22 protein-coding genes are annotated in these 24,787 nt (G+C 33.6%); 13 read left to right on the top strand and 9 right to left on the bottom strand.

The window, feature by feature from the left end; all coding sequences use genetic code 11:
* Positions 1-65 precede the first annotated feature (65 nt).
* A complete protein-coding gene (locus ACFSR1_RS16985) occupies positions 66-1,157 on the bottom strand; it encodes a site-2 protease family protein (protein WP_378294211.1) in 1,092 nt (363 codons plus the stop codon).
* Between the two features lie 152 nt (positions 1,158-1,309).
* On the opposite strand from ACFSR1_RS16985, the gene ACFSR1_RS16980 reads away from it, so the two are divergent.
* From ACFSR1_RS16980 to ACFSR1_RS16955, 6 genes are all read left to right on the top strand, one after another.
* A complete protein-coding gene (locus ACFSR1_RS16980; RefSeq protein ID WP_378294210.1) occupies positions 1,310-2,815 on the top strand; it encodes a sensor histidine kinase in 1,506 nt (501 codons plus the stop codon).
* A gap of 6 nt (positions 2,816-2,821) precedes the next feature.
* Complete coding sequence (locus tag ACFSR1_RS16975) at positions 2,822-3,877, top strand: response regulator (protein ID WP_378294522.1); 1,056 nt, start codon at positions 2,822-2,824, stop codon at positions 3,875-3,877.
* Between the two features lie 77 nt (positions 3,878-3,954).
* Positions 3,955-4,794: a universal stress protein gene (locus ACFSR1_RS16970; RefSeq protein ID WP_378294209.1), complete on the top strand. Its 840-nt coding sequence runs from the start codon at positions 3,955-3,957 to the stop codon at positions 4,792-4,794.
* Positions 4,795-4,815: 21 nt separating this feature from the next.
* The gene (gene hemN / locus ACFSR1_RS16965; RefSeq protein WP_378294208.1) at positions 4,816-6,180 is read left to right on the top strand and encodes an oxygen-independent coproporphyrinogen III oxidase; all 1,365 of its coding nucleotides are present in this window, start codon (positions 4,816-4,818) and stop codon (positions 6,178-6,180) included.
* Between the two features lie 95 nt (positions 6,181-6,275).
* On the top strand, positions 6,276-7,538 hold the full coding sequence (locus ACFSR1_RS16960) for an NAD(P)/FAD-dependent oxidoreductase (protein WP_378294207.1): 1,263 nt from the start codon (positions 6,276-6,278) through the stop codon (positions 7,536-7,538).
* A 60-nt stretch (positions 7,539-7,598) separates the two neighbouring features.
* Entirely contained in the window at positions 7,599-8,117 is a 519-nt protein-coding gene (locus ACFSR1_RS16955) for a DUF2202 domain-containing protein (RefSeq protein WP_378294206.1), read from the top strand.
* A gap of 138 nt (positions 8,118-8,255) precedes the next feature.
* Here ACFSR1_RS16955 and ACFSR1_RS16950 read toward each other — a convergent pair whose 3' ends face one another.
* Entirely contained in the window at positions 8,256-8,744 is a 489-nt protein-coding gene (locus tag ACFSR1_RS16950) for an AraC family transcriptional regulator (protein ID WP_378294205.1), read from the bottom strand.
* Positions 8,745-8,960: 216 nt separating this feature from the next.
* Here ACFSR1_RS16950 and ACFSR1_RS16945 point away from each other — a divergent pair, with 216 nt between their 5' ends.
* Positions 8,961-9,569, top strand: a complete 609-nt coding sequence (locus ACFSR1_RS16945) for a DUF6799 domain-containing protein (RefSeq protein ID WP_378294204.1) — start codon at positions 8,961-8,963, stop codon at positions 9,567-9,569.
* 272 nt (positions 9,570-9,841) lie between these two features.
* Here ACFSR1_RS16945 and ACFSR1_RS16940 read toward each other — a convergent pair whose 3' ends face one another.
* The 7 genes from ACFSR1_RS16940 to ccoS form a co-directional block, all read right to left on the bottom strand.
* A complete protein-coding gene (locus tag ACFSR1_RS16940) occupies positions 9,842-10,546 on the bottom strand; it encodes a sulfite exporter TauE/SafE family protein (protein ID WP_378294203.1) in 705 nt (234 codons plus the stop codon).
* Positions 10,547-10,993 carry a FixH family protein gene (locus ACFSR1_RS16935; protein WP_378294202.1) on the bottom strand — a complete coding sequence of 149 codons (447 nt, stop codon included), beginning with the start codon at positions 10,991-10,993 and terminating at the stop codon, positions 10,547-10,549. It abuts the gene before it with no gap.
* A gap of 330 nt (positions 10,994-11,323) precedes the next feature.
* On the bottom strand, positions 11,324-12,748 hold the full coding sequence (gene ccoG / locus ACFSR1_RS16930; protein ID WP_378294201.1) for a cytochrome c oxidase accessory protein CcoG: 1,425 nt from the start codon (positions 12,746-12,748) through the stop codon (positions 11,324-11,326).
* Positions 12,749-12,909: 161 nt separating this feature from the next.
* Positions 12,910-13,869, bottom strand: a complete 960-nt coding sequence (locus tag ACFSR1_RS16925) for a cbb3-type cytochrome c oxidase N-terminal domain-containing protein (protein WP_378294200.1) — start codon at positions 13,867-13,869, stop codon at positions 12,910-12,912.
* On the bottom strand, positions 13,866-14,057 hold the full coding sequence (locus ACFSR1_RS16920) for a CcoQ/FixQ family Cbb3-type cytochrome c oxidase assembly chaperone (protein ID WP_299246573.1): 192 nt from the start codon (positions 14,055-14,057) through the stop codon (positions 13,866-13,868). The genes ACFSR1_RS16925 and ACFSR1_RS16920 overlap by 4 nt, the downstream gene beginning before the upstream one ends.
* A 109-nt stretch (positions 14,058-14,166) precedes the next feature.
* Complete coding sequence (ccoN, locus tag ACFSR1_RS16915; RefSeq protein ID WP_378294199.1) at positions 14,167-16,359, bottom strand: cytochrome-c oxidase, cbb3-type subunit I; 2,193 nt, start codon at positions 16,357-16,359, stop codon at positions 14,167-14,169.
* 1 nt (position 16,360) lies between these two features.
* On the bottom strand, positions 16,361-16,555 hold the full coding sequence (gene ccoS / locus ACFSR1_RS16910) for a cbb3-type cytochrome oxidase assembly protein CcoS (protein ID WP_299215270.1): 195 nt from the start codon (positions 16,553-16,555) through the stop codon (positions 16,361-16,363).
* 334 nt (positions 16,556-16,889) lie between these two features.
* On the opposite strand from ccoS, the gene ACFSR1_RS16905 reads away from it, so the two are divergent.
* The 6 genes from ACFSR1_RS16905 (at position 16,890) to nhaA (ending at position 24,770) form a co-directional block, all read left to right on the top strand.
* The gene (locus ACFSR1_RS16905) at positions 16,890-18,584 is read left to right on the top strand and encodes a DUF262 domain-containing protein (protein ID WP_378294198.1); all 1,695 of its coding nucleotides are present in this window, start codon (positions 16,890-16,892) and stop codon (positions 18,582-18,584) included.
* A gap of 118 nt (positions 18,585-18,702) precedes the next feature.
* Positions 18,703-19,773 (top strand): ligand-binding sensor domain-containing protein, encoded by a 1,071-nt coding sequence (locus tag ACFSR1_RS16900; protein WP_378294197.1) that lies wholly within the window; start codon positions 18,703-18,705, stop codon positions 19,771-19,773.
* A 115-nt stretch (positions 19,774-19,888) separates the two neighbouring features.
* Entirely contained in the window at positions 19,889-20,413 is a 525-nt protein-coding gene (locus tag ACFSR1_RS16895; RefSeq protein WP_378294196.1) for a hypothetical protein, read from the top strand.
* A 155-nt stretch (positions 20,414-20,568) separates the two neighbouring features.
* Positions 20,569-21,819: a hypothetical protein gene (locus ACFSR1_RS16890; RefSeq protein WP_378294195.1), complete on the top strand. Its 1,251-nt coding sequence runs from the start codon at positions 20,569-20,571 to the stop codon at positions 21,817-21,819.
* Between the two features lie 991 nt (positions 21,820-22,810).
* Complete coding sequence (locus ACFSR1_RS16885) at positions 22,811-22,960, top strand: hypothetical protein (RefSeq protein ID WP_378294194.1); 150 nt, start codon at positions 22,811-22,813, stop codon at positions 22,958-22,960.
* Positions 22,961-23,390: 430 nt separating this feature from the next.
* Entirely contained in the window at positions 23,391-24,770 is a 1,380-nt protein-coding gene (gene nhaA, locus ACFSR1_RS16880; RefSeq protein WP_378294193.1) for a Na+/H+ antiporter NhaA, read from the top strand.
* Positions 24,771-24,787: the final 17 nt, after the last annotated feature.

Below are 24,787 nucleotides of genomic sequence, written 5' to 3'. Positions count from 1 at the left end.
TTATTTGTTTATTACATAAATTTAGTGAGTAGTATTCTGTTTTTTTATGATAAAAGTCAGTTGTGTTATCTGGTAATCAGATTAGATTGAATTAGCATAAATTCACTCATATTAGAAAGGTCAATCGCACCTGCTAGCCGATCGTTTTTTGTGACAGCAAAAAAGTCTTTTTTCTTTGTGTTAATCAACATAAAAACTTCTTTTAACCCAGCAGTTGTTTCAATAGACGAAAAAGATATATCCATCACTTCTTTGACCTTAAGCTCTCTGTGATTGGAATTACTGAGGATATCTTTATGATGAAGAATACCTACTATTTTATCATTTTCGGTCACTACAAAATTTTTCTCCGTACTCTTAAGCAATACCTCGATTACATCTTCAATCGTATTATCAGGTTTTAAAACAGTGATATTCGTTAACATTGCTTCTTCTACCGTGTGTCCCTTGATAAGGGCAAGCTGTTGCACCATTTTATTCTCTGCATTAGCTCCAAAATAAATAAACAACGCAATAAGTATTAAGAATGGATTATATAGTACTCCAATAAGCAGGAAAACAAAAGCAATAATCTCTCCTAATCCTGCGGCCATACTCGTAGCCTTTACCCTATCCATCTTCATAGCCAGTAATGCTCTAAATACGCGCCCTCCATCCATCGGAAACGCGGGTATGAAATTGAATAATGCGAGGATGATATTTACTGAAAATAGATATAAAACAAGATTTTGTAATGTAACATGATCCAATGTAGTTTCTAACGAATCTGGAGCCTTACCAAAAAAAAGTTGTAACGGAACAAAAAATGCTAATACGAGAGCGATTACAATATTTACAGCAGGACCTGCTAATGCAATTAACAATTCCTCTTTAGGGTTTTCTGGTATGGTGTCCATTGAAGCCACACCACCAATAGGTAACAAGGTGATCTTTTTGGTTTCAACTCCAAACTTTCTGGCCGTAAGAATATGACCAAATTCATGTAGCACAACGCAGACAAATACCAAAAGAACGAAAAGAATACTCATAAAAACATTTTGAGCATTTCCCCCACTTTTAAGCTCTAAGAATGTCACCCACGCAATAATTAGTAAAAAGGTCCAATGTACTTTAATTGCCACATTTAATACGCTTCCCAAATGAAGTGATCCTTTCATAATTCCTAATTTTTGGTTAAAGTATCTAAACAAGGGTTAATAAGAAATGACAGATATCATTATTTACCGTTTTTGCTGTATCTTTGATAAGAAATATAGGAGTTCACCAACCACACAATTAAAACCTATTATAAAAAACCTTCAAAACACCTATGTTACAGACAAACGAAAGCACTTTTGACATTCTTGCAGAAGCAATCTCTGAAGGTGTTATTATTGTTGATGAAAATCAAACAATTGTAGCAACAAATACTGCTGCCGAGGAGATGTTTAACTATGATAAAGGGACATTAAAAGGACAACCGCTTAATATTTTAATCCCTCAGCAATATCGTGGCAATCATGGAGGTCATTTCAAAAGTTTTTTACATAAAAGCGAAAAACGAAAGATGGGAAGAGGTCGTGATATCTATGGAGTTCGCAAATGTGGAAGTTCCTTTCCTGTAGAAGCTGGATTAAGCCCTTTTGAAATCTATGGAAAGACATTTGTGATGGCACTGGTTATGGATATTACCATTCGCAAAAAAGCAGAACAAGAATTAAAACATTGGGCCACTATATTTGATGAATCACTGAATGAAATATTCATATTTGATGCAGCATCTCTAAAATTTGTAGACGTAAATCGTGGAGCACAAAAAAATATTGGGTATTCTTTAGATGAACTTAAAGAGCTTACACCGGTTGATATTAAACCAAACTATAACGAACCTCAGTTTTTAGAATTAATAGAACCCCTACTTCAACAAATAGAAGAAAAACTTCAGTTTGAAACTGTGCATCAACGCAAAGATGGTTCTACCTATCCCGTAGAAGTTCACTTACAGTTATCCACATTGGGTGATCATCCAGTTTTTGTAGCTATTATTGTAGATATTACTGAAAGAAAAAATTATACGGAGAAATTAGAAAAAACAGTTACCAAACGAACTGAACAACTAACTGAAGCTTTGGCAAAAGAAAAGGACCTAAACGAGCTAAAAACCAAGTTCCTTTCTCTGGTGTCTCACGAGTTTAAAACACCCTTAAGTGGAATTCTAACATCAACCACACTGATTGGAAAATATACCAAAGAAGAACAACAAGAAAAAAGAGACAAGCATCTGGCTACTATAAAAAATAAAGTAAAATATCTTGATAATATCCTTAACGACTTCTTATCGGTAGAACGTCTGGAAAGTGGTAAAGTGAAATATAAATTCACAACATTTCCATTGAGTAAAGTCATCAATGAAGTAATTTATGATGCTAATATGTTGCTTAAAGATGGACAAAGAATAAAATATCCTCAGGATATTGATGAACATATTATTGATTTTGATGAGAAAATATTGGAGTTGGTGTTAACCAATCTCATCCGAAATGCTATAAAATACTCTGGAGAGCATACTGAGATTGATCTTCAGGTAGTCTTTGAAAATGACCTTCTTACATTTCATATTATTGATGAGGGTATTGGTATCCCGGAAAAAGAGCAACAATTCATCTTTAATCGATATTTTAGAGCAGAAAATGCTTTATTAGATCAAGGTACCGGAATCGGATTGAATATCGTAAAAAGTCATTTGGAAAATCTAGGTGGTAGTATTACTTTTACAAGTAAAGAAAATCAAGGCTCGACCTTTACAGTACAAATACCTGTAGCAAAACAATCGTAATTAATGATGAAAACCATTCTATTAATAGAGGATGATACTGCCCTTAGAGAAAACACGGCAGAGCTCTTAGAGCTGTCTGACTACAAAGTGATTACGTCACCTAATGGTAAAATAGGTATTTCCGCAGCAAAAGAAGTAAAACCCGATATCATCGTCTGTGATATTATGATGCCGGAAGTTGATGGTTATGGAGTTTTGGAGGCATTATCACATGATGCTAGTACAAATCAAATACCGTTTATTTTCTTATCTGCTAAAACCGAACACAAGGAAATAAGAAAAGGGATGGATATGGGAGCAGATGATTATCTCACCAAACCATTTGATGAAGATGAACTGCTGAGTGCCATCGAAAGTAGATTAGCAAAAGCTCAGATCATTTCTAAAATATTACAGGAACAAGTAAAGGTACCAAAAGAGGACACCGAAGATGGTTTAAGAAGCTTGCATGAGCTTAAAAACTTTTTTGATGATCACGGAGATATCTCTCAATGTAAAAAAGGCGAATCTATTTTTAGAGAAGGGGATCATTCTAATAAAATTTATTTAATCCTAAAAGGTGTGGTAAAAACACATAAAATGGATGAAAATGGTAAAGAACTTATTACTGCTCTCTTTAAAGAAGATGATTTTTTAGGCTTTACCTCGTTTATCGATAATACTCCGTATCAAGAATCAGCAACTGCAGTAGAAGATATCGAACTTGCCGGTGTTTCAAAAACAGATCTAAAGGATATATTAGAAAAAAGTAAAAATATTTCCTTAGAGCTCATGGAATTGCTCAGCGATAATCTTTCCGAAATAAAAGAGCAGTTATTACAAATGGCATATAGTTCTGTACGTAAAAAAACAGCTCAAACCATTTTACAATTTGCTCAGGTATTAAACAAAAAGCCAGAAGACAGTATCAAAATTTCTAGAAACGATCTGGCTAGTGTTGCCGGTATTGCTACAGAAAGTCTAATACGCACACTATCTACCTTTAAAAAAGACGGACTTATAGAAATTGAAGGTCGTAATATTAAAATATTAGATCTATCCGGGCTTCAGTTAGTAGAATAAAAAATATCCAAACTGATTTTTGTCATACTTTTCATAAATACATCCTAATACATTTGTTGTATTAGAAAGTATTATAGATGAAGAATATTCTTATTCCGACAGATTTTTCGGAAAACTCTTGGAATTCCATTACTTACGCTTTGTCATTTTTTAAAAAAGTAAAATGTAATTTCCATTTGTTGCACGTTTCTCCTTATCAGGAAGTGATAGGTAGTGATTCTTTTTTCGAATCCAAAGATCAAGTTGTAGAAAAGGTCACGCGCAACGATAAAGAGCAAATGCAATTGCTGCTTAAAAGAATCCAAAAATTACCTTTAAATACGAAGCATCGTTTCTTTACCGTAAACGAGCATATCTTTTTTGTAGATACGATTAGAAAACAAGTAGAAGAGAAGAATATTGATTTCATAGTAATGGGTACTAAAGGTGCTTCTGGATTAAAAGAAAAAACTATAGGAAGTAATACTGGTGACGTTATTACCAAAGTAAAATGTCCTGTTCTTGTGATTCCGGAAAAAGCCAAATACAGTAATATTAATGAGATTGCTTTTCCAACAGATTATAATATCTTTTACAGAAATAGAATATTAAATACTATTACAGAAGTTCTTAATTTAAATCATGCTGCACTTAGAGTATTACACATTTCAAAAAGAGAACAGGAACTTACCGACTTACAGAAAAAGAATAAAGATTTCCTTAATGATTACTTAGGAGAAAGTGCAGAACATAGTTTTCACTTCTTATCCAATCCTAACATCGAGCAGGCAGTACAGTGCTTTGTAGAAAGCAGAAATATTGGTATGATTACTATGGTTGCTAAAAACCTTAACTTTTTTCAGAGAATCTTATTTCAGCCAACCGTAGAAAAGATAAGTTACCATATCAGTATTCCCTTTTTAGTATTACACGAATAAAAATCCAATAAAATTAATTATATGAATGCTAATTTAGTAGACAAATATAATGTCCCTGGACCCAGGTACACCAGTTATCCTACAGTTCCATACTGGGATAATGATACATTTTCGTTAAGAAATTGGACAAAATCAGTTAAAAAATCTTTTATTCAAAGTAATGATTCAGAAGGAATCAGTTTATACATTCACCTACCTTTTTGTGAAAGCATGTGTACTTTTTGTGGCTGCAATAAACGAATTACTAAAAGACATGATGTAGAAATACCATATATCAATTCTCTGTTAAAAGAATGGGAATTATACCTCAATCTATTCGAATCTAAACCAAAGATCAAAGAATTACATTTGGGTGGCGGAACCCCCACGTTCTTTTCTCCAGAAAACTTAGAATACTTAATCAAAGGGCTATTTTGTTCCACAAAATCTGCTTCAGCATGTGAATTTAGTTTTGAAGGACATCCAAACAATACTACTCGAGAACATCTACAAGCTTTATATGATGTAGGTTTTAGAAGAGTGAGTTTTGGTGTACAGGATTATAATGAAACTGTTCAGAAAGCAATTCATCGAGTTCAACCCTTCGAGAATGTAAAATATGTTACTCAGGTTGCCAGAGAAATCGGTTATACTTCTATTGGTCACGATATCATTTTTGGATTACCTTTTCAGACGGAAGAAGCTGTGATCCATACAATTCGTAAAACCAAAGAACTATTACCAGATCGATTGGCATTTTATAGTTATGCGCATGTTCCCTGGCAAAAAGGTAACGGGCAACGTGGATTCAAAGAATCTGATCTCCCGACCGGAGAACAAAAAAGAAAACAGTATGAAATAGGCAAAGAACTATTATCTAAAGTTGGTTATGAAGAAATCGGGATGGATCATTTCTCACTAAAAAGTGATTCATTATATCAGTCTATGGAGAATGACAGTCTACATCGCAATTTTATGGGATATACGGTTTCTAAAACTAAAATGATGATTGGTCTCGGAGTATCTTCGATTAGCGATAGCTGGTACGGTTTTGCTCAAAACGTAAAAGGCATAGAAGAATATCAAAATTTAGTTAATGAAGGAATTATTCCGGTATATAGAGGTCATATGCTAACTAAAGAAGATGAAATTATAAGGCAACATATCTTAAACCTCATGTGTCATTTTGAAACAGATTGGAGTATAAACCTACTCCATTTTGATGAATTGGCAGATGTATCTGCACGTTTAAGAGAAATGGAAAACGATGGTTTAGTAGAGGTCACAAATCACGATATTAAAGTCACAAAAAAAGGCAGACCCTTTGTCCGTAATATCTGTATGGCTTTTGACTTACGATTACAACGCAAAAAACCCGAGACTCAGTTGTTTTCTATGACCGTTTAGCCTGTTAACTTACTTATAAAAGCGCTAGTATGTAACTAATGTTACTGTAATCCATAATAAGAGATACTATTTTTATATATCAAAATTACAGCAACATGAAAACACATTATCAAATACTAATTATAGGTGGTGGAACCGGAGGTATTATGACTGCCGCACAGTTCCTCAAAAAGGATAAAAACTTGGATATTGGGGTTATAGAACCTTCTAACACGCATTACTATCAACCTGCTTGGACATTGGTCGGAGCCGGAACCTACGATTTTGATAAAACAGCGAGACCTATGAGCAAGGTCATGCCAAAAGGCGTAGCCTGGATCAAAGATTATACAACCGGATTTGATCCAGAAAACAATTCGGTTTCAACAAAATCCAGTGGAAATCTCACGTACGACTATTTAGTAGTTTCTCCAGGATTAGTAATGGACACATCACTTATAGAAGGATTACAGGAAGCTCTTGATAAAGGAGTTGTTTGCAGCAATTATATGGATCCAAAACATACCTGGGAAGTCATTAAAAATTTTAAAGGAGGTAACGCTGTATTCACACAACCTACCACACCTATAAAATGTGGAGGAGCCCCCCAGAAAACAGCATATTTAGCCGCTGATTATTTCAAAAAGAAAGGACTATTAAACAAAACCAACGTCGTTTTTGCGACACCGGGGTCTGTAATTTTTGGAGTAAAACCAATAAGGGAAACCTTGATGAAGGTAATTCATAGGTATGGAATACATTTCAAACCCTTTTATGCTCCCTTTAAGATTGATGCTGATAAACAGATAATATACTTTAAATATACAGCACCAGCAGATAAGCGATCAGAAATTGCTAATGGGAACATGTTACTAGAAAAAAAAGTAAAGGATGATATTATAGAAATGCCATTCGACATGCTCCATTTGGCACCTCCTCAAACAGCACCAAAATTTATAAAAGAGTCCATTTTGGCAAATGAACAAGGATGGCTGGATGTCGATCAATACTCTCTGCAGCATGTCAAATACAAAAATATATTTGGTATAGGCGATGTGACCTCTGCGCCCACTGCTAAAACTGGTGCAGCCATCAGAAAACAGGTTCCTGTTGTTGTAGATAACATTTCACTATTAATGAGACAAAAAGAGGCAACCAATACATCCTATAACGGTTATTCTTCTTGTCCTCTGGTAACAGGATACGGTAAAATGGTATTGGGAGAATTTGATTACAATAACAATTTCACACCTGATCCTAAACTAAAACAGTTATTAATTTTTGATAGCTCAAAGGAACATTGGAGACTATGGATTCTCAAAAAATACATGCTGCCATATCTCTATTGGAACAAAATGATGAAGGGAAAAAATGTATAATCCTTTTCTCTTAATTATTACTTAGTTGATCAAATAAATATCAATTTAAAAAATAACAAAATGAAGGCAACCGTTATTATTAAAAATAGCTTCTATATTTTATTATTCTTGTTGAGTATTGTTGGCTATAGTCAAAAAAACACTCTTGAAAAAAAGGTTGTTGAAGATATGAAATACATGCTCGAAGAAGAAAAGTTAGCGAAGGATGTATATACATTTCTAGGCGACAAGTGGAGCCTAAAGATATTCGAAAATATCAAACAAAGTGAAGAAAGGCACTTTGATGCGATGAAAAATTTGTTGACTACAAATGAAATATCCTTTAAGGTATATAAAGAAAATGGTAGGTTTTATAACCCTGAATTACAAAAACTATATGACTATTTGATTCAGCTTGGTTCTAATTCGATAAAGGATGCAATAAATGTTGGGATTCTCATTGAAGAAACGGATATACAAGATCTGGAAAAAGCAATTAAAAATGCAGATGATCCATACACAAAACAGGTGTATTCTAATTTACTCAGAGCTTCAAAAAATCATTTAAGAGCATTTAATCGACAATTATCTAAGTTCTAGTTACCTCAGCTTACTAAGCAACTTAAAATATGTCAAACCACAGTACAAAAAACCTGAAACTTGGTTGTTTTCTCCCACTGTTTAGAATATCAGAAAAGTATAAGTTTCAGGTCTTAACGTTTTATACAGTGGAAATGATTAATGCTGAAGCATCACATTTATATCCACTATATGTTTGCCTTCAGGATGTGTGCCAGGTTCATTTTTATACGACTCGTACATCATATCGGTAGGTACTAGGTTTTTGTTTTTTATATACTCAAAAACCTCATTCCAAGCACTTCCGTATTCGTTAGGTAAAATCTCAAAAGAACCTACGGCATAGGATCCTTCAGGAATTTCCAATACTTGAATATCATTTTCTGCAGTAGTGTCTTCAGGAACTGTAAATCCGACGCGTATTCTTTGTTGACTTTCTGGTATAGTTTTAGGATCGTCAGGATAAATAGTAATGGCTTCTACTTTGGGATCATTCATTAAACCCTTTGGTTGAGCCCATTCCATTACATAAGTAAACAACTTACCAAAAAGCTCTGTATCTCCTTGGTATGGCCCCATATGTTCTATATACGCTAACTTCTTTTTGGGAAGTTTTTCGACACTAATATTTGATATAGTTATAGACATTATCTTATTTTTTAGGTTAAAAGTGGCTGAAATATATAACAACAAAAGATGGTTACCTATGACTTTGATCACCTTTATCTAAAAATCGAAACTCTCTTTTTTACAAATAATTTAATCATTATTATTTGGTGTTTCGAGCATTTTTCAAAAATGACATAGGTCATACCTTTTGATCTATTTAGGTAGTAACTTAGAGTGAATTTAAATCTTAAGATCATGAGAAAGCTAATATTATTTTTTGGATTATTAACTCTAGGAACCATAACGCTAATCGCCCAAAACCAAAATTTAGAGCAAACCATTCTGATGTATGTAGATGGTGATATGCTAAAAGTAGTTGATAAAGCCATCACACCATTACAAGAAACCATAATTTTAGATGATTGTACTGTACTAAATCCAGATGGTAGTTTTCAGGCGATGGATGGATATCAATCTCGTTTAAAAGAGGGAGAAATTATGGATATGTATGGTATAGAATATCGCAATGAATATCAATACAGATATAAAACAAAAAAAGAGAATAAAGGTCTTAACGAAACGCAACTAGAGATGCGATATCAAAAGAAACTTCATTATATAAAAATATCCGGTAAAGTATATCAAGTTGACAATGGCTCTCAAAAACGATTACGTAACAATTTGGATTTAGGTAACGGAATTGTTATAGATCCATACGGTATCTATAAAGAATCAGGAAAAGAACAAGTACGATTAAGAGATGGAGAGTGTCTTACAATGAGCGGAGTACAATATGAGAACAGTTATGAGCAAAGAAAAAACTTGGTAAAGAACATTAAGAAAACAACAGCAGAAGTTCAATAAAAATGATGCTATTATCAATTCGAACCAAAATAACTTGATTTCGATGTAAGAAACGCTTAAGTATAAAAATAATGTTATACGCATTAACTATTTAAGTCTCCTCTCCCTTTGGGAGAGAACTAAGGTGAGGGTGATTACTATAAAAACCCTCATCCTAATCTTCTCCCAGAGGGAGAAGGAACTTATACAAGATTAATTAACTGAATATCCTTAGTGTTTAAGATAAAAACACATAAAGATTCAAAGCCTTTCAGAACGAAAGGCTTTTTTTATTAATGACATTCAAAATTTGTAGAAACGATTTCTGATGATTGCTTCGGTGAAACATAAGGAATCCCTAATCCCATTCCTCTTAAAATAAATAACAATCCCATCATTACTACAAAAACCGGAATTGCTTTTTGAATATGTTTTCGTATCCACTTTCCTTTAAACAAATTCCCCGCATACACTACTAGTGTCATTAAAGGAATGGTTCCTAATCCAAAAAGAATTACATATATACTACTTTCTACAATACTTCCTAGAGCAATCGCCGCGAAAATAGCCATATATACCAATCCGCAAGGAAGAAAACCATTCAAAAATCCAATGGTTAAAAAGGTATCTGGTGTTTTCTTTTTTAGTTCTTTTCCTAAAGCGTTTTTCACTTTGGATATCATCTTATATAATGGTTTAGAGAAATTATATCTCATAAGTAATGATGATGGAATCAAAACCAATAAAATCATTAAAACTCCTATACCGATGGATAGTCCCTGCTGCATTCCAAAAATATTTAGGCTCTTTCCTATCAGTCCGAAAAACAATCCAATAATACTATACGCCAGCAAACGGCCCAAATGATATAAAGAGATCTGAAAAAATTTCTTGAGATGATTCTTATGATCCAACGGCAGCATAAACGCAATAGGACCGCACATTCCAACACAGTGAAAACTTCCTAAAATCCCTAGTATGAATGCGGAAAATAACATTTAATATGTAAATGATTCTTTAAATAAATAAGAAATATTATCATACTCCCAATTTACCATAATATTCCATCGTCCTTCAATCAATTGATTTTTGGGAATCAATATTTCAGAACTCTGAAGCGTGATTGGAATTTCGAAATCCAACTTTTTATTAGAGGGACGATATAAAGAAATAGTTCCGGATAATTTTGTGTAGTTTTTATCTTTAGGAAACGTAACTAGTAATCCCTCTGCTATCTTTTTAACTTTTACATTGTTTTCTAATGCATTTCCATTTTCTTCGGCATTGATTTCTTCTTGAAAAGCTAGTTCTTGTTTGTAGTAATCTTCTGTCACCAAATCGTGTTCAAACTTTTTCTCCGTATTCATTCGTACCACAAAGTATAGTATGAAACTTATAAATCCTATAAATACCAGTACGATAGCTGTACCCCAGTTTATTTTCATCTTTTATATATTTTGATTTTAAAACAGGACTTAGGAATCGAGATTGTAACAAATCTCTTTTCCCGTTAACCCCTTATAGTTTGTCCTGTTTACTATGTTTATTCTCAGTTTTATTCTTTTGGATTCCAGCCTACACTTCGACAAGCTTAGTGTGACACGCTGGGATCCATTAATTGTCTTTATTATTTTCATTTCAATCGAGCAAACTCATAACTCAACTTCACCAGCCCTCTCTGTCCCGCTACTCGGGACATCTCTCCCAGAGAGAGAAGCTGAAATTGTTCTTTGATTATAAATTTTAACCTGAGTTTTATAACCCTCAGCTAACAACTACCTATAGCTTCTTGGTCCCAGAAAAGCTGTAGTTGTTGTTTCTACCAGTTCGTCATTAGAATACACTCCTATTTTTATTTTATCTTTATCTCCACTTAAGGCAGATGCATTGATTTCTATAAATAATGTCCCTTCTGCCAATCCCTGTTTAGGTACCGTAAAGTTTTTATGAGTTACCAATTCAATAGTTCCTTTATGAGATAATAATTCAAAATGAACATTTTCTATCTCATCTATGGTTTTATTCACCAGTTTATAAGTATACACATTACTAATGATATTATTGCCTTTTCTTTCATAGAGCTGTCCCGGTAATCTTAAAATATTGGCTTCTACATCGTTTCTTAAAAAAGACATTCCTAAAAAAACACCGGTCAATATAACTAGTACTGCAGTATATCCTTTGAGACGTGGAGTAAACTTAAATTTCTCCTTTTTTGCTATATTATCTTCACTGGCATATCGGATCAATCCTTTAGGTAGATTTACACTTTCCATCATATGATCGCAGGCATCGATACATGCTGTACAGTTTACACATTCCAATTGTGTACCATTGCGAATATCAATTCCCGTAGGGCACACATGTACGCATTGAAAACAATCTATACAATCTCCCTTGCCAGTACTTGGTCTATCTTCATTTTTCTTAAACTTTGCTCGACCAGCTTCTTTTTCTCCACGTTTATAATCATAGGCAACTACAATCGATTTAGCATCTAATAACACACCTTGTAATCGACCATATGGACAAGCAATAATACAAACCTGTTCTCTAAACCAGGCAAATACAAAATAGAAAACCGCTGTAAATATGAGCAGTGAGATTAATGTACTCACGTGCTTAAATGGGCCATCAATAAAAACATATTGAATAAGTTTATCACTACCAATCAGATACGCCAAAAACACATTAGCAATCAAGAAAGAAACAATGAAAAAGACGAACCATTTAAGTACCCGCTTTTTAATTTTATCAGCATTCCAAGCTTGTTTGTCCAGCCGTATTTGTTTTCCTCGGTCTCCTTCGATCCAGTATTCTATCCTGCGAAAAACCATTTCCATAAAAATGGTCTGCGGACATATCCAACCACAAAACAATCTCCCAAAGGCCACGGTAAAAAGTGTAATAAAAACAACCCCTATAATCATAGAAATCACGAACAAATGGAAATCCTGTGGCCAGAAAGGTGCCCCAAAAATATTGAAACGGCGTTCTAAAACATTGAATAACAAAAACTGGTTTCCATCTATTTTAATAAATGGAGCAGAAAACAAAAAAATCAACAAACCATAACTTACCCATTTACGGTACTCATAAAACTTACCACTAGGTTTTTTAGGATATACCCAGGCACGTTTTCCTTCTTCGTTTATGGTACCGATAGAATCTCTGAATGTTTCGTTTTTTGGTGTTTCCAATTGGGATTGATTACTATTACTTATTGTTATTATTTATGACAACTTCGCTTCTGTCACATCGAGCGGAGTCGAGATGTTTTTTGTACTACTCTCTCGTATCTCTCGACTCCGCTCGAGATGACAGTTAACTGATCTCATCAAGTATCGATGTATGTTTTAAATCATTCATTTGACGCTACCACAGCAGTCGAATCTGTAACCGTTTCGGGAATTTCTTCTTTCGGAACCTCTTCTTTTGGAGCATCTGGATCAATCCAAATTTCACCTTGCGCTTCTTTGGGTTCTGCGGGAGTGCTTCCTCCCAATGTGATTACGTAACTTGCTACTTGAGCCATTTCTGATGGTTTCAAGGTTTGTTTCCAGGCTACCATTCCTTTACCGTCTCGACCTCCTTCAGAAATGGTTTGAAATACATTTTTGATGCCGCCACCCAAAATCCAATTTGGATCGGTAAGATTTGGTCCGATACCTCCTCCTCCATCTGCTTTATGGCAAGCCACACAATTAGTAGTAAAAATCGCTTTACCGGCATTGATGTCCGAAGCTTCTGTTAGTAATACCACCGTATTTACATCTACCAAATCTTTGGCCGTTTTTTTATACTCTTCTATGGCTATCAAAGCCTCGGCTACTTCGGTTTCGTACTCTTCTGCCTGTGTATAATCATTGAACACATGAAAACGTGCTAAATAAATCACTCCAAATAAAATGGTTGCATAAAAACCATATACCCACCAAGGTGGAAGGTTGTTATCCAGCTCTTTAATACCATCATAATTATGATCTAAAATAATCTCGCCTTCCTCTTCTACAGGTTTACTATCCAATAATTTTAGATAGGTATTCTTAATCCACCTGAATTGCTTTTCTTTTTTAGCGTTTTCCTTTATTAAATAACGTTCTTGAGCTTCGGGTTTTAGTGATTTAAACAATACACTTCGCAATGCTTCAACACAAATCTCAATAGCGATAGCAAATAATAAAATTATTCCCAAAACTACCCAAGTAAGTGGTTCCGCAATAAATGCAGATTCTTCTCCGGAGTCTACTGCCCATTCTATTAAAAAATATGCTACTAATAGAAAGATGATAATTCTTATGTAGGATACTGTACTTCTCATAGTATTAGTTCGTTTTCGTTTTCTGATTCAAATGGAATCTCACTTACTTCTTTGATATGTTCTTTTTTTGCTGAAATTACCCACCAGAATAAGGCGGTAAAAAAGATGAAAAATATGAGTAGCGATATGATAGGATATATCTCTATACCTTCTATACTTTCCAAATGTCCTTTTATGAATTTAAACATGGTATATAGTGTTTTCTAATTGTAAAATTTCTTTCCCTGTCGCATTGAGTCTGACTGAGACAGACTCGAATAGACAGAAACCTGGTCATCATGTTCTAGTATGACTTTATTATTCTGAACTTACAGTTTCGTTTTTAACTTTGATGTCCGTTCCTAATCTTTGTATATATGCAATTAAGGCTATGACTTCTCTATCTCTCATTTCAATAAAATCCAATCCATTTTCTTTTGCATATTTTTTATCAGCTTCATAGGTTTTTGCAAAATCCGGATCGTCGTACAGATTTTTCTCAATCTGCGTAGACTGTTCGTCCATCCATTTTTGCGCTTTGGCTATTTCTTCTGGGGTATAAGGAACTCCGAGCGTTACCATAGCTTCCATTTTGGATTCTGTATCGGATCGATCTAATTCATTCTTAAGCAACCACTTATAACTAGGCATAATAGATCCTGATGAAGTACTTTGTGGATCATAGAAATGATTTAGATGCCAATTGTCAGAGTATTTTCCTCCAATTCTCATCAGGTCAGGACCGGTACGTTTACTTCCCCAAAGGAAAGGATGGTCGTACACATATTCACCGGCTTTAGAATATTCTCCATAGCGCTCTACCTCACTACGGAAAGGCCTGATCATCTGTGAGTGACAAGACACACAACTTTCTCTGATATAGAGATCTCTACCTTCTAATTCTAAAGGTGTATATGGTTTCACACTGGTAATGGTAGGAATATTAGAATCTATCATCAATGTAGGTACAATCTGTACTGCACCACCAATAAGAATTGCTATCGTAGCAAAAATGGTTAGCTTCACAGGTCTTCTTTCTAACCAAGTATGATATCCTTCTTTTGCAGTTCTATGTTTGGTCACTTTAGTCAACGGAGCAGCTTCTGCCAATTCATCGGTAACTGTAGCTCCAGCTTTTATGGTTTTAATTACGTTGTACAACATAATAAACATCCCAAAGATGAACATACTACCGCCAATAGCACGCATCCAGTACATTGGGATAATTTCGTTTACAGTTTCTAAGAAATTACCATATACTAAACTCCCATCAGGGTTAAATTGTTTCCACATAGAAGCTTGAACAAATCCTGCCACATACATTGGTAAGGCATACATAATGATACCTAAGGTACCGATCCAGAAATGTGCGTTTGCCAATCCCGTAGACCATAATTTGGTTTTAAATAATTTCGGAATTAACCAATACGCCATCCCAAAGGTGAAGAAACCATTCCAGGCTAAAGCACCAACGTGTACGTGAGCAATCACCCAGTCACTAAAATGTGCAATGGCGTTTACATTTTTTAAAGAAAGCATAGGCCCTTCAAACGTAGCCATACCATATCCTGTAATCGCAACTACCATAAATTTAAGTACCGGATCCGTACGTACTTTATCCCAGGCGCCACGCAACGTTAACAATCCATTGATCATACCACCCCAAGAAGGTGCGATTAACATAATAGAGAATGCTACTCCCAGGTTTTGCGCCCAATCTGGTAAGGAAGAATATAATAAATGGTGTGGTCCTGCCCAGATATAAATAAATATCAAGGACCAAAAGTGAACAATAGATAATCGATAAGAATATACAGGTCTATTTGCTGCTTTTGGAACAAAATAATACATTAATCCTAAGAACGGTGTAGTTAGGAAGAATGCAACCGCATTATGTCCATACCACCATTGTACTAAAGCATCCTGAACACCCGCGTATACCGAATAACTTTTTAAAGCACTCACCGGCAATGCCAAACTATTAAAGATATGCAACACAGCAACCGTTACTACTGTCGCCAGATAAAACCAAATGGCTACATACAGGTGACGCTGTCTACGTTTTAGAATGGTACCGATCAGGTTCCAACCAAAAACTACCCAAATAAGCGCAATGGCGATATCAAAAGGCCATTCTAGCTCTGCATATTCTTTAGAACTTGTATATCCCAGAGGCAGCGTAATGGCCGCTCCTACGATGATCAACTGCCAACACCAGAAATTAATATTACTAAGCGTATCATTAAACATTCGTGTTTTTAGTAATCGCTGCGTAGAATAATACACTCCGGCAAATATGGCATTACCCACAAAGGCAAAAATAACCGCATTGGTATGCAAAGGACGTAAACGCCCAAAACTCAACCACGAGATACCATCGGTAAGATTAGGAAATAAAAACATAAATGCCAGCAGCAATCCGACTGACATCCCTACAATACCCCAAAGGAGTGTGGCGTACAAGAATTTTTTTACGATTTTGTTATCGTAATAGAATTGTTCCATTTTCATATTATACTTGATTGTTTTTAGTGGGTACTGAAGATTTTTCTTTGGATTCCTTGACCAGTTCATCATCAAAAAGCATTCTGATAGATGGTGTATAGGTATCATCATATTGTCCATTCTTTACAGAAAGAATAAAAGCCACAAAAAACACAATGGCTACGACAATACTAATGGTCAGCAAAACATAAATAACACCCATATAGAATTTAATTATGCCCCAAAAGTATGTGTGAACATTTTCTTAAAAAATGATATTTATCAGGTTTTGATATGCTTGTTTGTAGTAGGAATTAACAGTGTTGGTCAGTTCAATTATTATAATTTAAAAAAGGTGCTAAGAAGGAGTATTAAAACCAGGTTTTTGTATTTGGGGAATTTTTGATAAGTTTAGATATTTTGAAATCTAGCCGTAGCATAAAACGTTTATTATACGTTTGTAAATGATTACAATTGGATATATAAGAGAAATAAATGTAATATTACGTATATAAACATGTTATGTACAAGCCTAAAAAAAATCGTAACTTTGAACTATGGCAGTAAATAATTTATTAGACACCAGTACGGTTAGTCTAAGCGATATAATAGGTAATGGAAAAACATATACTGTTCCCCCATATCAAAGAGACTATTCTTGGAAAAAAGACCAATGGGAGGATCTATGGAATGATATAATAGGAATCAATACCACAGGCAATGTCCATTATATGGGCTCAATTGTCCTTCAAAATATGGGTGATAAAAAGTATCACGTAATTGACGGACAACAAAGGTTTTCAACTTTAACTCTGATTGTTTTAGCAATAATTAAAAAGTTAAACTCTTTAATAGAGAAAGAAATAGAAGTCGAAAACAATCAAGAGAGAGTTTCTTTACTATCAAAAAAGTATATTGGAGATAAAGACCCGGGATCACTAACCTATTCATCAAAATTACAATTGAACGAGAATAATAATAGTTTCTTTCAATCTAATTTACTCGTGTTTAGAAATCCAACCAATATAAATACTTTACAGGATTCTGATAAACAAATCTGGAATGCCTTTAATTACTATGTCGCAAGAGTTAATGAATTTTTTGAAAAAGAAGAGGATGGAGAAAAGATAACCAACTTTCTAAATAAATTAATTGCTGAACGATTAATGTTTATCCAAATCGTCGTTGAAGATGAACTAAGCGCATATACAGTATTTGAAACTTTGAATTCTAGAGGTGTTGGACTAACAGTTACAGATTTATTAAAAAATTATTTATTTTCTATTTCAAGCAAAGTTGATCTTCCTCATATAAAAAATAAGTGGAAAAAAATTGTAGACGTAATTGGATTAGATAGTTTTCCAGCTTTCTTAAGACACTATTGGATATCAAAAAATAAACTTATTAGACAAGAATATTTGTTTCGAGCAATTAAAGAATCTATTGTAGATTCTCCATCAGTAATTCTATTACTTGACTCTCTTGAAGAAAACGCTCTTTTGTATAAGGCATTGTCTAACTATTCAGATAGCTTTTGGGGTGGACATAGAGAAATAAAAAAACGAGTCAAAGAATTAACTCTTTTCAAAGAAAAACAGGCTTATCCTATACTAATTGCAGCATATAATAATTTAGATCAGGAAGGTTTTTCAAGAGTTCTTAAATTGGTTTCGATAATAACATTTAGGTATACCATCATTGCTAAATTGCACACCAATCTAAAAGAAGATATTTATAATAAGGCGGCTATTCGAATTAGTAACAAGGAAGCTACAACCATTGGACAAATTGCTGAACTAGTAAAAACATTGTATCCTTCTGATAACGATTTTAAGAATGATTTTGCTTCTAAGTCAATTAGTACTAAGAGAGGAAAGAAAATTGTTCGTTATATACTATTTGGACTAGAGAACCATCTTAGTCACGCTGATAACGATTATGAAGAAAACCCTGGTACAATAGAGCATATATTGCCAGAAAATGGAAATGATTATTATTTAGCAGATTTCCCTCAAGCTATTCACGAATCCATAGTATATAGATTGGGAAATTATACAATACTAGAAGCAGATAAAAACAGAGAGTGCGAAATACTTCCTTTTGATGATAAAAAAGCTATCTATACCACTAGTCAGTATGAGTTATCTAAAGAGATTCAATCTAATTCTTGGACTCCTAACTCAATTGATCTTAGACAAGAAAGACTTGCTAATTATGCGTCAGCTGTTTGGAGAATTTCTCAATATGACTAACGGAATACTCAAGAAAGCCTGCACATAACAATTTGTCCTATAATGCATATGCACCCTGCGGGATGCAAACGCAACATACAATAGACGTATACATCATAATACCAAATAAAAAACACTGATGATAAAAATTAAATTATTTATGGTCTTAGCGGTGTCGCTTATTTTAAATTCTTGTCATGGACAAAAAAATAAGAATGAGTTACAACCTTCAACATCAGTAAAGAAATTGGAAGAGAATACATTAAATACTAAAAACGAAGAATACTCTTTTTTTTCGGATTTCAACAATCAAATAAGTCAAGTCGTCAGAACTATATTTCAAGATAGCCAAGGTGACATTTGGTTTGGAGGAGAAGGAGGTGCTTTTAGATTTTCCCATAATTCGCTTACTCATATTGATAGTATAAGAAGTAAATCAGGAAAAAGGGTTACAATAAAAGACATTGCGGAAGACAATGATGGGAAAATATGGTTCGGACATACAGATGGTATAAGTAGTATTGACGGAAATACTGTGACAAATTATTATGAATCAGATGGATTAATCAGTAATGATGTTTGGTCTATTGCTGCCGATAAAAATGGTAAAATATGGGTAGGAACTATAGATGGTGTTTGTATTTTTAACGGTCAAAAGTTTACGGAATTTGTTCTTCCTGAAGGAAAAATAGACACTACTTTAGGTATTTCTAGCACAAAAATGGTTCATAGTATTTTCGAAGACAGTAAAGGCACACTATGGTTTAGTTCAAATGCTGGGCTTTTTTCATACGCCAATAATTCACTTACAAATGTTTCTAAAGAAGTAGGAATTCAAACGAATTTTGTCAATGAAATATTCGAAGATAATAATGGCGAATTATGGGTCTCAACAAAAATTGGACTATATAATATAACAAATGGTAAGGCAAAAAATATTACAAATGGGAAAATTGAAACAGGAAAAGGGATAGGAAGTATAGCCGAAGATAAAGATGGTAACCTATGGTTTGTTTCAAATCAGCATTCTTTGTATACGTATAACAAAGGAATATTAATTGAATACAAAAAAGCAGAAAATAACAAAGGCCCAGTAGTTTTTCAAATATTTAAAGACCAACACAATAGACTTTGGTTCGTTGGCTTTGGCGGTGCTTTCATATTAGAAAATGGAAAATTTATTAATGTAACAAAGAATGGACCTTGGTAAAAATGGTTTACGTTATAAAACGAAAGTGTAAAGATCGATGCAATACCGAAAAATTTATGAGTAGAAATCCGCTAGTACTGATACACGAGACCGTTTACGTTAAATTTTATAGCACATGAAGACTAAATTGTTACTTCTTATATTCATAATTCTGACATGCTTTCAATGTAAGGAAACCATCCAATCAGGTTATTCAAAATCCGAGAAAAGCTATATTACCGATCAAATCCAAAAAGAAATTGATACTCTCATATTAGCGGTTAGCACAAAGAATATTGATTTATATATGAAAAAAATGCCTCAAGATTTTGTAATATATGATGAAAATGGCAGTCAAATATCACGCGAACAACAAAGAGAATTTGCACTACGCGATTGGTCAATAATAGATACCACCTTAAACAATGCTATGATTATTGATAGCATTGACTTTGCATCTATAGATAGCATTTATGTATATACATTTCAAAAATGGGAACGTTTGATGTTTCAAAGAGATGGCATTACATTAGACACCGTTTTGACTACCCAAAAACATAGAGAACTTTGGAAAAAAAGAGATGCTGAATGGATTGGATATGATGTAGAAGAAATCGGAGGTGAAATATTCATCAACGGTAAAAAATATGATCCAAATTAAGTCCTGCAGATAACAGGGAATCTCAACCTATAAAAGTCGTTGTGCAAAATACTGCTCAGTAAAAGGACATCCATTTGAAAAAGTAAAAACCTTCTATTTCACAAAAACATTCCTAAATATAGTAACTAATCATTCTGTTTCGTTACTAATTCTATATGAAGCTATTGACACAAGAATATAGAGAACACTGGAGTCCATTAAGCAAAATACTATTTAGAACGATATTTACTTACTTTACACTCTATGTACTTCTCATGGTATTGAGTCCACTTTTTGAAACACCATTTAGATGGATTGGTAAAACAATTTTTGAAATAAATTACGAATATGAGGTAAGTGGGAATGGTAGTGGAGATCACACTTTTGCATATTTAACATTATTTGTAACTGTAATTCTAACCGCAATCACCAGTATTATTTGGAGTATTGTAGACCGTAACCGTAAGAGTTACAACAAGCTTTTATATTGGTTTATCGTATTTCTGCGTGTTGTTTTAGTAGCTGCAATGCTTCTTTATGGCTTTGTGAAGGTTTTTAAGCTTCAATTTCCATCGGCTTCATTGACACATTTACTTGATCCTTTAGGTGATTTTTCACCCATGGGATTAGCTTGGACGTATATGGGTTTTTCAAAAGGCTTTAATGTGTTTGTTGGCCTTATGGAAGTACTTGGTGGTTTATTCTTGATCCCTAGACGAACACAAACACTTGGTTCATTTATAATTATTGGTGTAATGACTCAAGTTGCTATGATGAATTTCTGTTATGATATTCCTGTCAAATTATTTTCAGTTCATTTAGTACTCATGGCTTTAGTTATTTTCACAACAGATCACAGGTTCTTACAAGTATTTATTAAAAATAAAGCGGTAAAAGCATATCATTATTATCATCCCATTAAAGGTGTTAAATATCATAGAGCAATATTTTGGATTAAATCTATTGGGGTATGTATTCTTGTTAGTTTCATTTCATTTAATTTTTATACAACTGAAAGCCATAGAGGAAACAACAGAAAAAAACCATTACTTTACGGTATTTGGGAAGCATCCTACTTTGTAAAAAATGGAGACACACTCCAGCCCTTAATTACAGATGGTTATAGATGGCGTTATCTCATCGTTGATTTAAAAGATGAAGCGACTGTAAAAACAATGGATGATCTAAAACATCAATATAAATTTATAACCGATTCAACCTCTCAAAAAATAATGATTCATAAAAAAGATGCTGAATCCAAAGAGTATAATTTCAATTATAAGAATCCAAATTCAGAATTTCTTCAACTTGATGGGATTATAGAATCTGATACATTACATATTATATTCTCTAGAAAAAATCATGAAAAATTTAATTTAAACTCACGTGGTTTTAATTGGATTAATGAACGTCCTTACAATAAGTAAATTTTTATGGAATTGCTATGTAAAAGGTGAGTGTTTGTGATTTTACAGTATACAAAGTTGGTCAGTTTATATAACACTAACAGTCGAAATATATTCAACTTTCCACCACCCTATTCTTAAAAAGTTACAGCTCAATTCCCTTTAGTTTTCCCAAAAAACATCCCAAAACGCCAGTATTTTGGTTAAAATATGTTAAAATAGTACCTTTTTATACATAGTACTGTAACAAAATTCAAACATTGGCGTCTAGTAAGTATATAACAATTTAAAACAACAGAAATTATGAGAACATTAGACAGTAATCAAATCACTAAAAAATTAAACAACACAAACGGAAGTATCTGGAACAACAAAAGACGTTATAGATAATCCAAACAATTAAAATTCATCAATCAATCATCAATTCAATCAATCAAAAAACAAAAATCATGAGAACTTTAGACAGCAATCAAATCACAAAAAAATTAAACGACACCAAAGGAAACATCTGGAACGCTAAAAGACGTTATAGATAGTCCAGCAAAAAAATTATTCATCAATCAATCAAAAAACAAAAATTATGAGAACATTAGACAGTAACCAAATCACTAAAAAATTAAACAATACAAACGGAAACATCTGGAACGCTAAAAGACGTTATAGATAATCCAAACAGTTACAATTCATCAATCAATCAAAAAACAATTAACGTCATGAGAACATTAGACAGTAATCAAATCACTAAAAAATTAAACAACACAAACGGAAGTATCTGGAACAACAAAAGACGTTATAGATAATCCAAACAGTTACAATTCATCAATCAACCTGCCCCGCTATAATGCGGGATCAAAAAACAATCAACGTCATGAGAACTTTAGACAACAATCAAATCACAAAAAAATTAAAAGACACCAAAGGAAATATCTGGAATAACAAAAGACGTTATAGATAACCTAAGCAGCATAAGACACCCGCCTGCCAACATCAGGCGGATCAAAAACTAATCATCATGAGAACATTACAAAACATTAGAAATAGAACAAGAAATAGTGCTACTCCGCAATATAACAAGTTCGTAAATTATATCAATCAATTCTATGATTATGAAGGAAACATTATTACCGGCAATAAAAGATACACCTATCAGGTGGAACGATAAGACAAAAAGCTGAATTTTAGGATCAACTCCAAAATTCAGCTTTGCATTTTTGTATTCCTAAGATTACTTGAAGTTCCCAACTTCTCTCCACACTTCCAACATATCTTATTTAGATTTAAACTGCAATTTTCCTGTTTCTATTTTAATCGCTGTTTTTGCTAAAAGCAAATAATACTACCACTAATACATCTACCCACAATACATTATATTTTATTCTCTTCAGAAGTATGACTTTTGTCATATGTTAAAAATTTATTAATTAATAATCTTTTTAAGGAGTTCTAAATCCAAAAAATCTTAACAAGAACTTTACAATTATGGAATTTTCTTAAACTATTTAAGAAGAGTTGGTTGTTCTTAAGAAGCTTCCACCAGTTTTCACAAAAAACCGTGACCTAATCTTGGCAAAAATTTATAAATTGAATACCCAATGAAAGAATCAATTGCTTCTAAAATCGAAGGAACCGTTACTAATTGGTTTTCTAAAGATTCCTCTCTAGGGTTTTTGCTTGTTACTATGGTCGTTATTGCGATGGTTTGGGCAAACTCACCTTGGAGCGATTCTTATTTTCATTTGTTCGAGACTAAATTTGTTGTCGGTTTTGAAAACGCTCCTATAAAAAATTCACTTCATCATTGGATTAACGATGGACTTATGGCTCTTTTCTTTTTCTTAGTTGGATTAGAAATCAAAAAAGAAATCATTAATGGAGAACTTTCCTCTTTAAAAAGTGCGTCGCTTCCAATTTTTGGAGCTTTAGGAGGGATGATCATTCCCGTCATTATATTTTTATTGATCAATAATACGGGGGAAGCTTCTGATGGCTGGGGAATCGCTATGGCAACAGACATTGCCTTTTCTTTAGGTCTAATTTCTTTAGTGTCTTGTAGAGTTTCTAACCAGCTCAAAACTTTTCTCACAGCACTAGCAACCATAGACGATATAGGAGCTATACTAGTGATTGCTATTTTTCTGACTCCTCATATAGAATTTAATAATCTTCTAATCGGTGGTATTTGTTTCCTAATTATGGGAATCGGAAATATTATTGGAATACGAAGTATTTGGTTTTATATCCTTGTTGGAATTCCCGGTCTTTGGATCTCATTACTTTTTTCTGGTGTGCATGCAACACTAGCGGGTGTTTTAGCTGCGTTTACCATTCCTGGTCGTACTAAACTAACCGAAGGAAAGTATAAAGAAAAACTAAAATTATATGTTACTAAGTTTAATTTGATTTGGAAAGAAGACAGTTCTCTACTGAGTATTCAACACCTTAATGTAATAGAAAAAGTGATCGCATCGAGTAAGGATGCGCTAACACCTCTTCAACATTTAGAACGGAAAATCGCACCCTTCATTAATTTCACAGTCCTTCCTTTATTTGCATTAGCCAATGCAGGTGTAAAAATTGAAGGAGACATCTTAGATCTCATATTCCATCCTGTTTGCTACGGTATTATTATTGCTCTATTTATCGGGAAATTACTGGGAATCGTTGGTTTTTCATATATCGCAACCACTTTTGCTCAGGCACGTTTACCTGGTCTTACGAACTGGAAGAAGATGGGAGGAATCGGTTTGTTTGGAGGTATCGGGTTTACGATGTCCTTGTTTATCGCAGAATTGGCATTCACAAATGAGGTACTCTTACAACACGCAAAAATTGGCGTTATATTAGGATCATTCCTTTCTGCAGTTGCCGGTATACTTTGGTTAAGCCTAAATACCAAAAAAATCAATCAATATGATGAGGAGGAGTCTATCGAACTGTTAGAAAACCCAATGGAATTATTACCAAATAAATAGTTATAAACTCTTTCTGG

This window comes from Aquimarina rubra, assembly GCF_042684305.1.
Classification (GTDB): Bacteria; Bacteroidota; Bacteroidia; order Flavobacteriales; family Flavobacteriaceae; genus Aquimarina; species Aquimarina rubra.
This window is presented reverse-complemented; position numbering and strand designations above follow the sequence as displayed.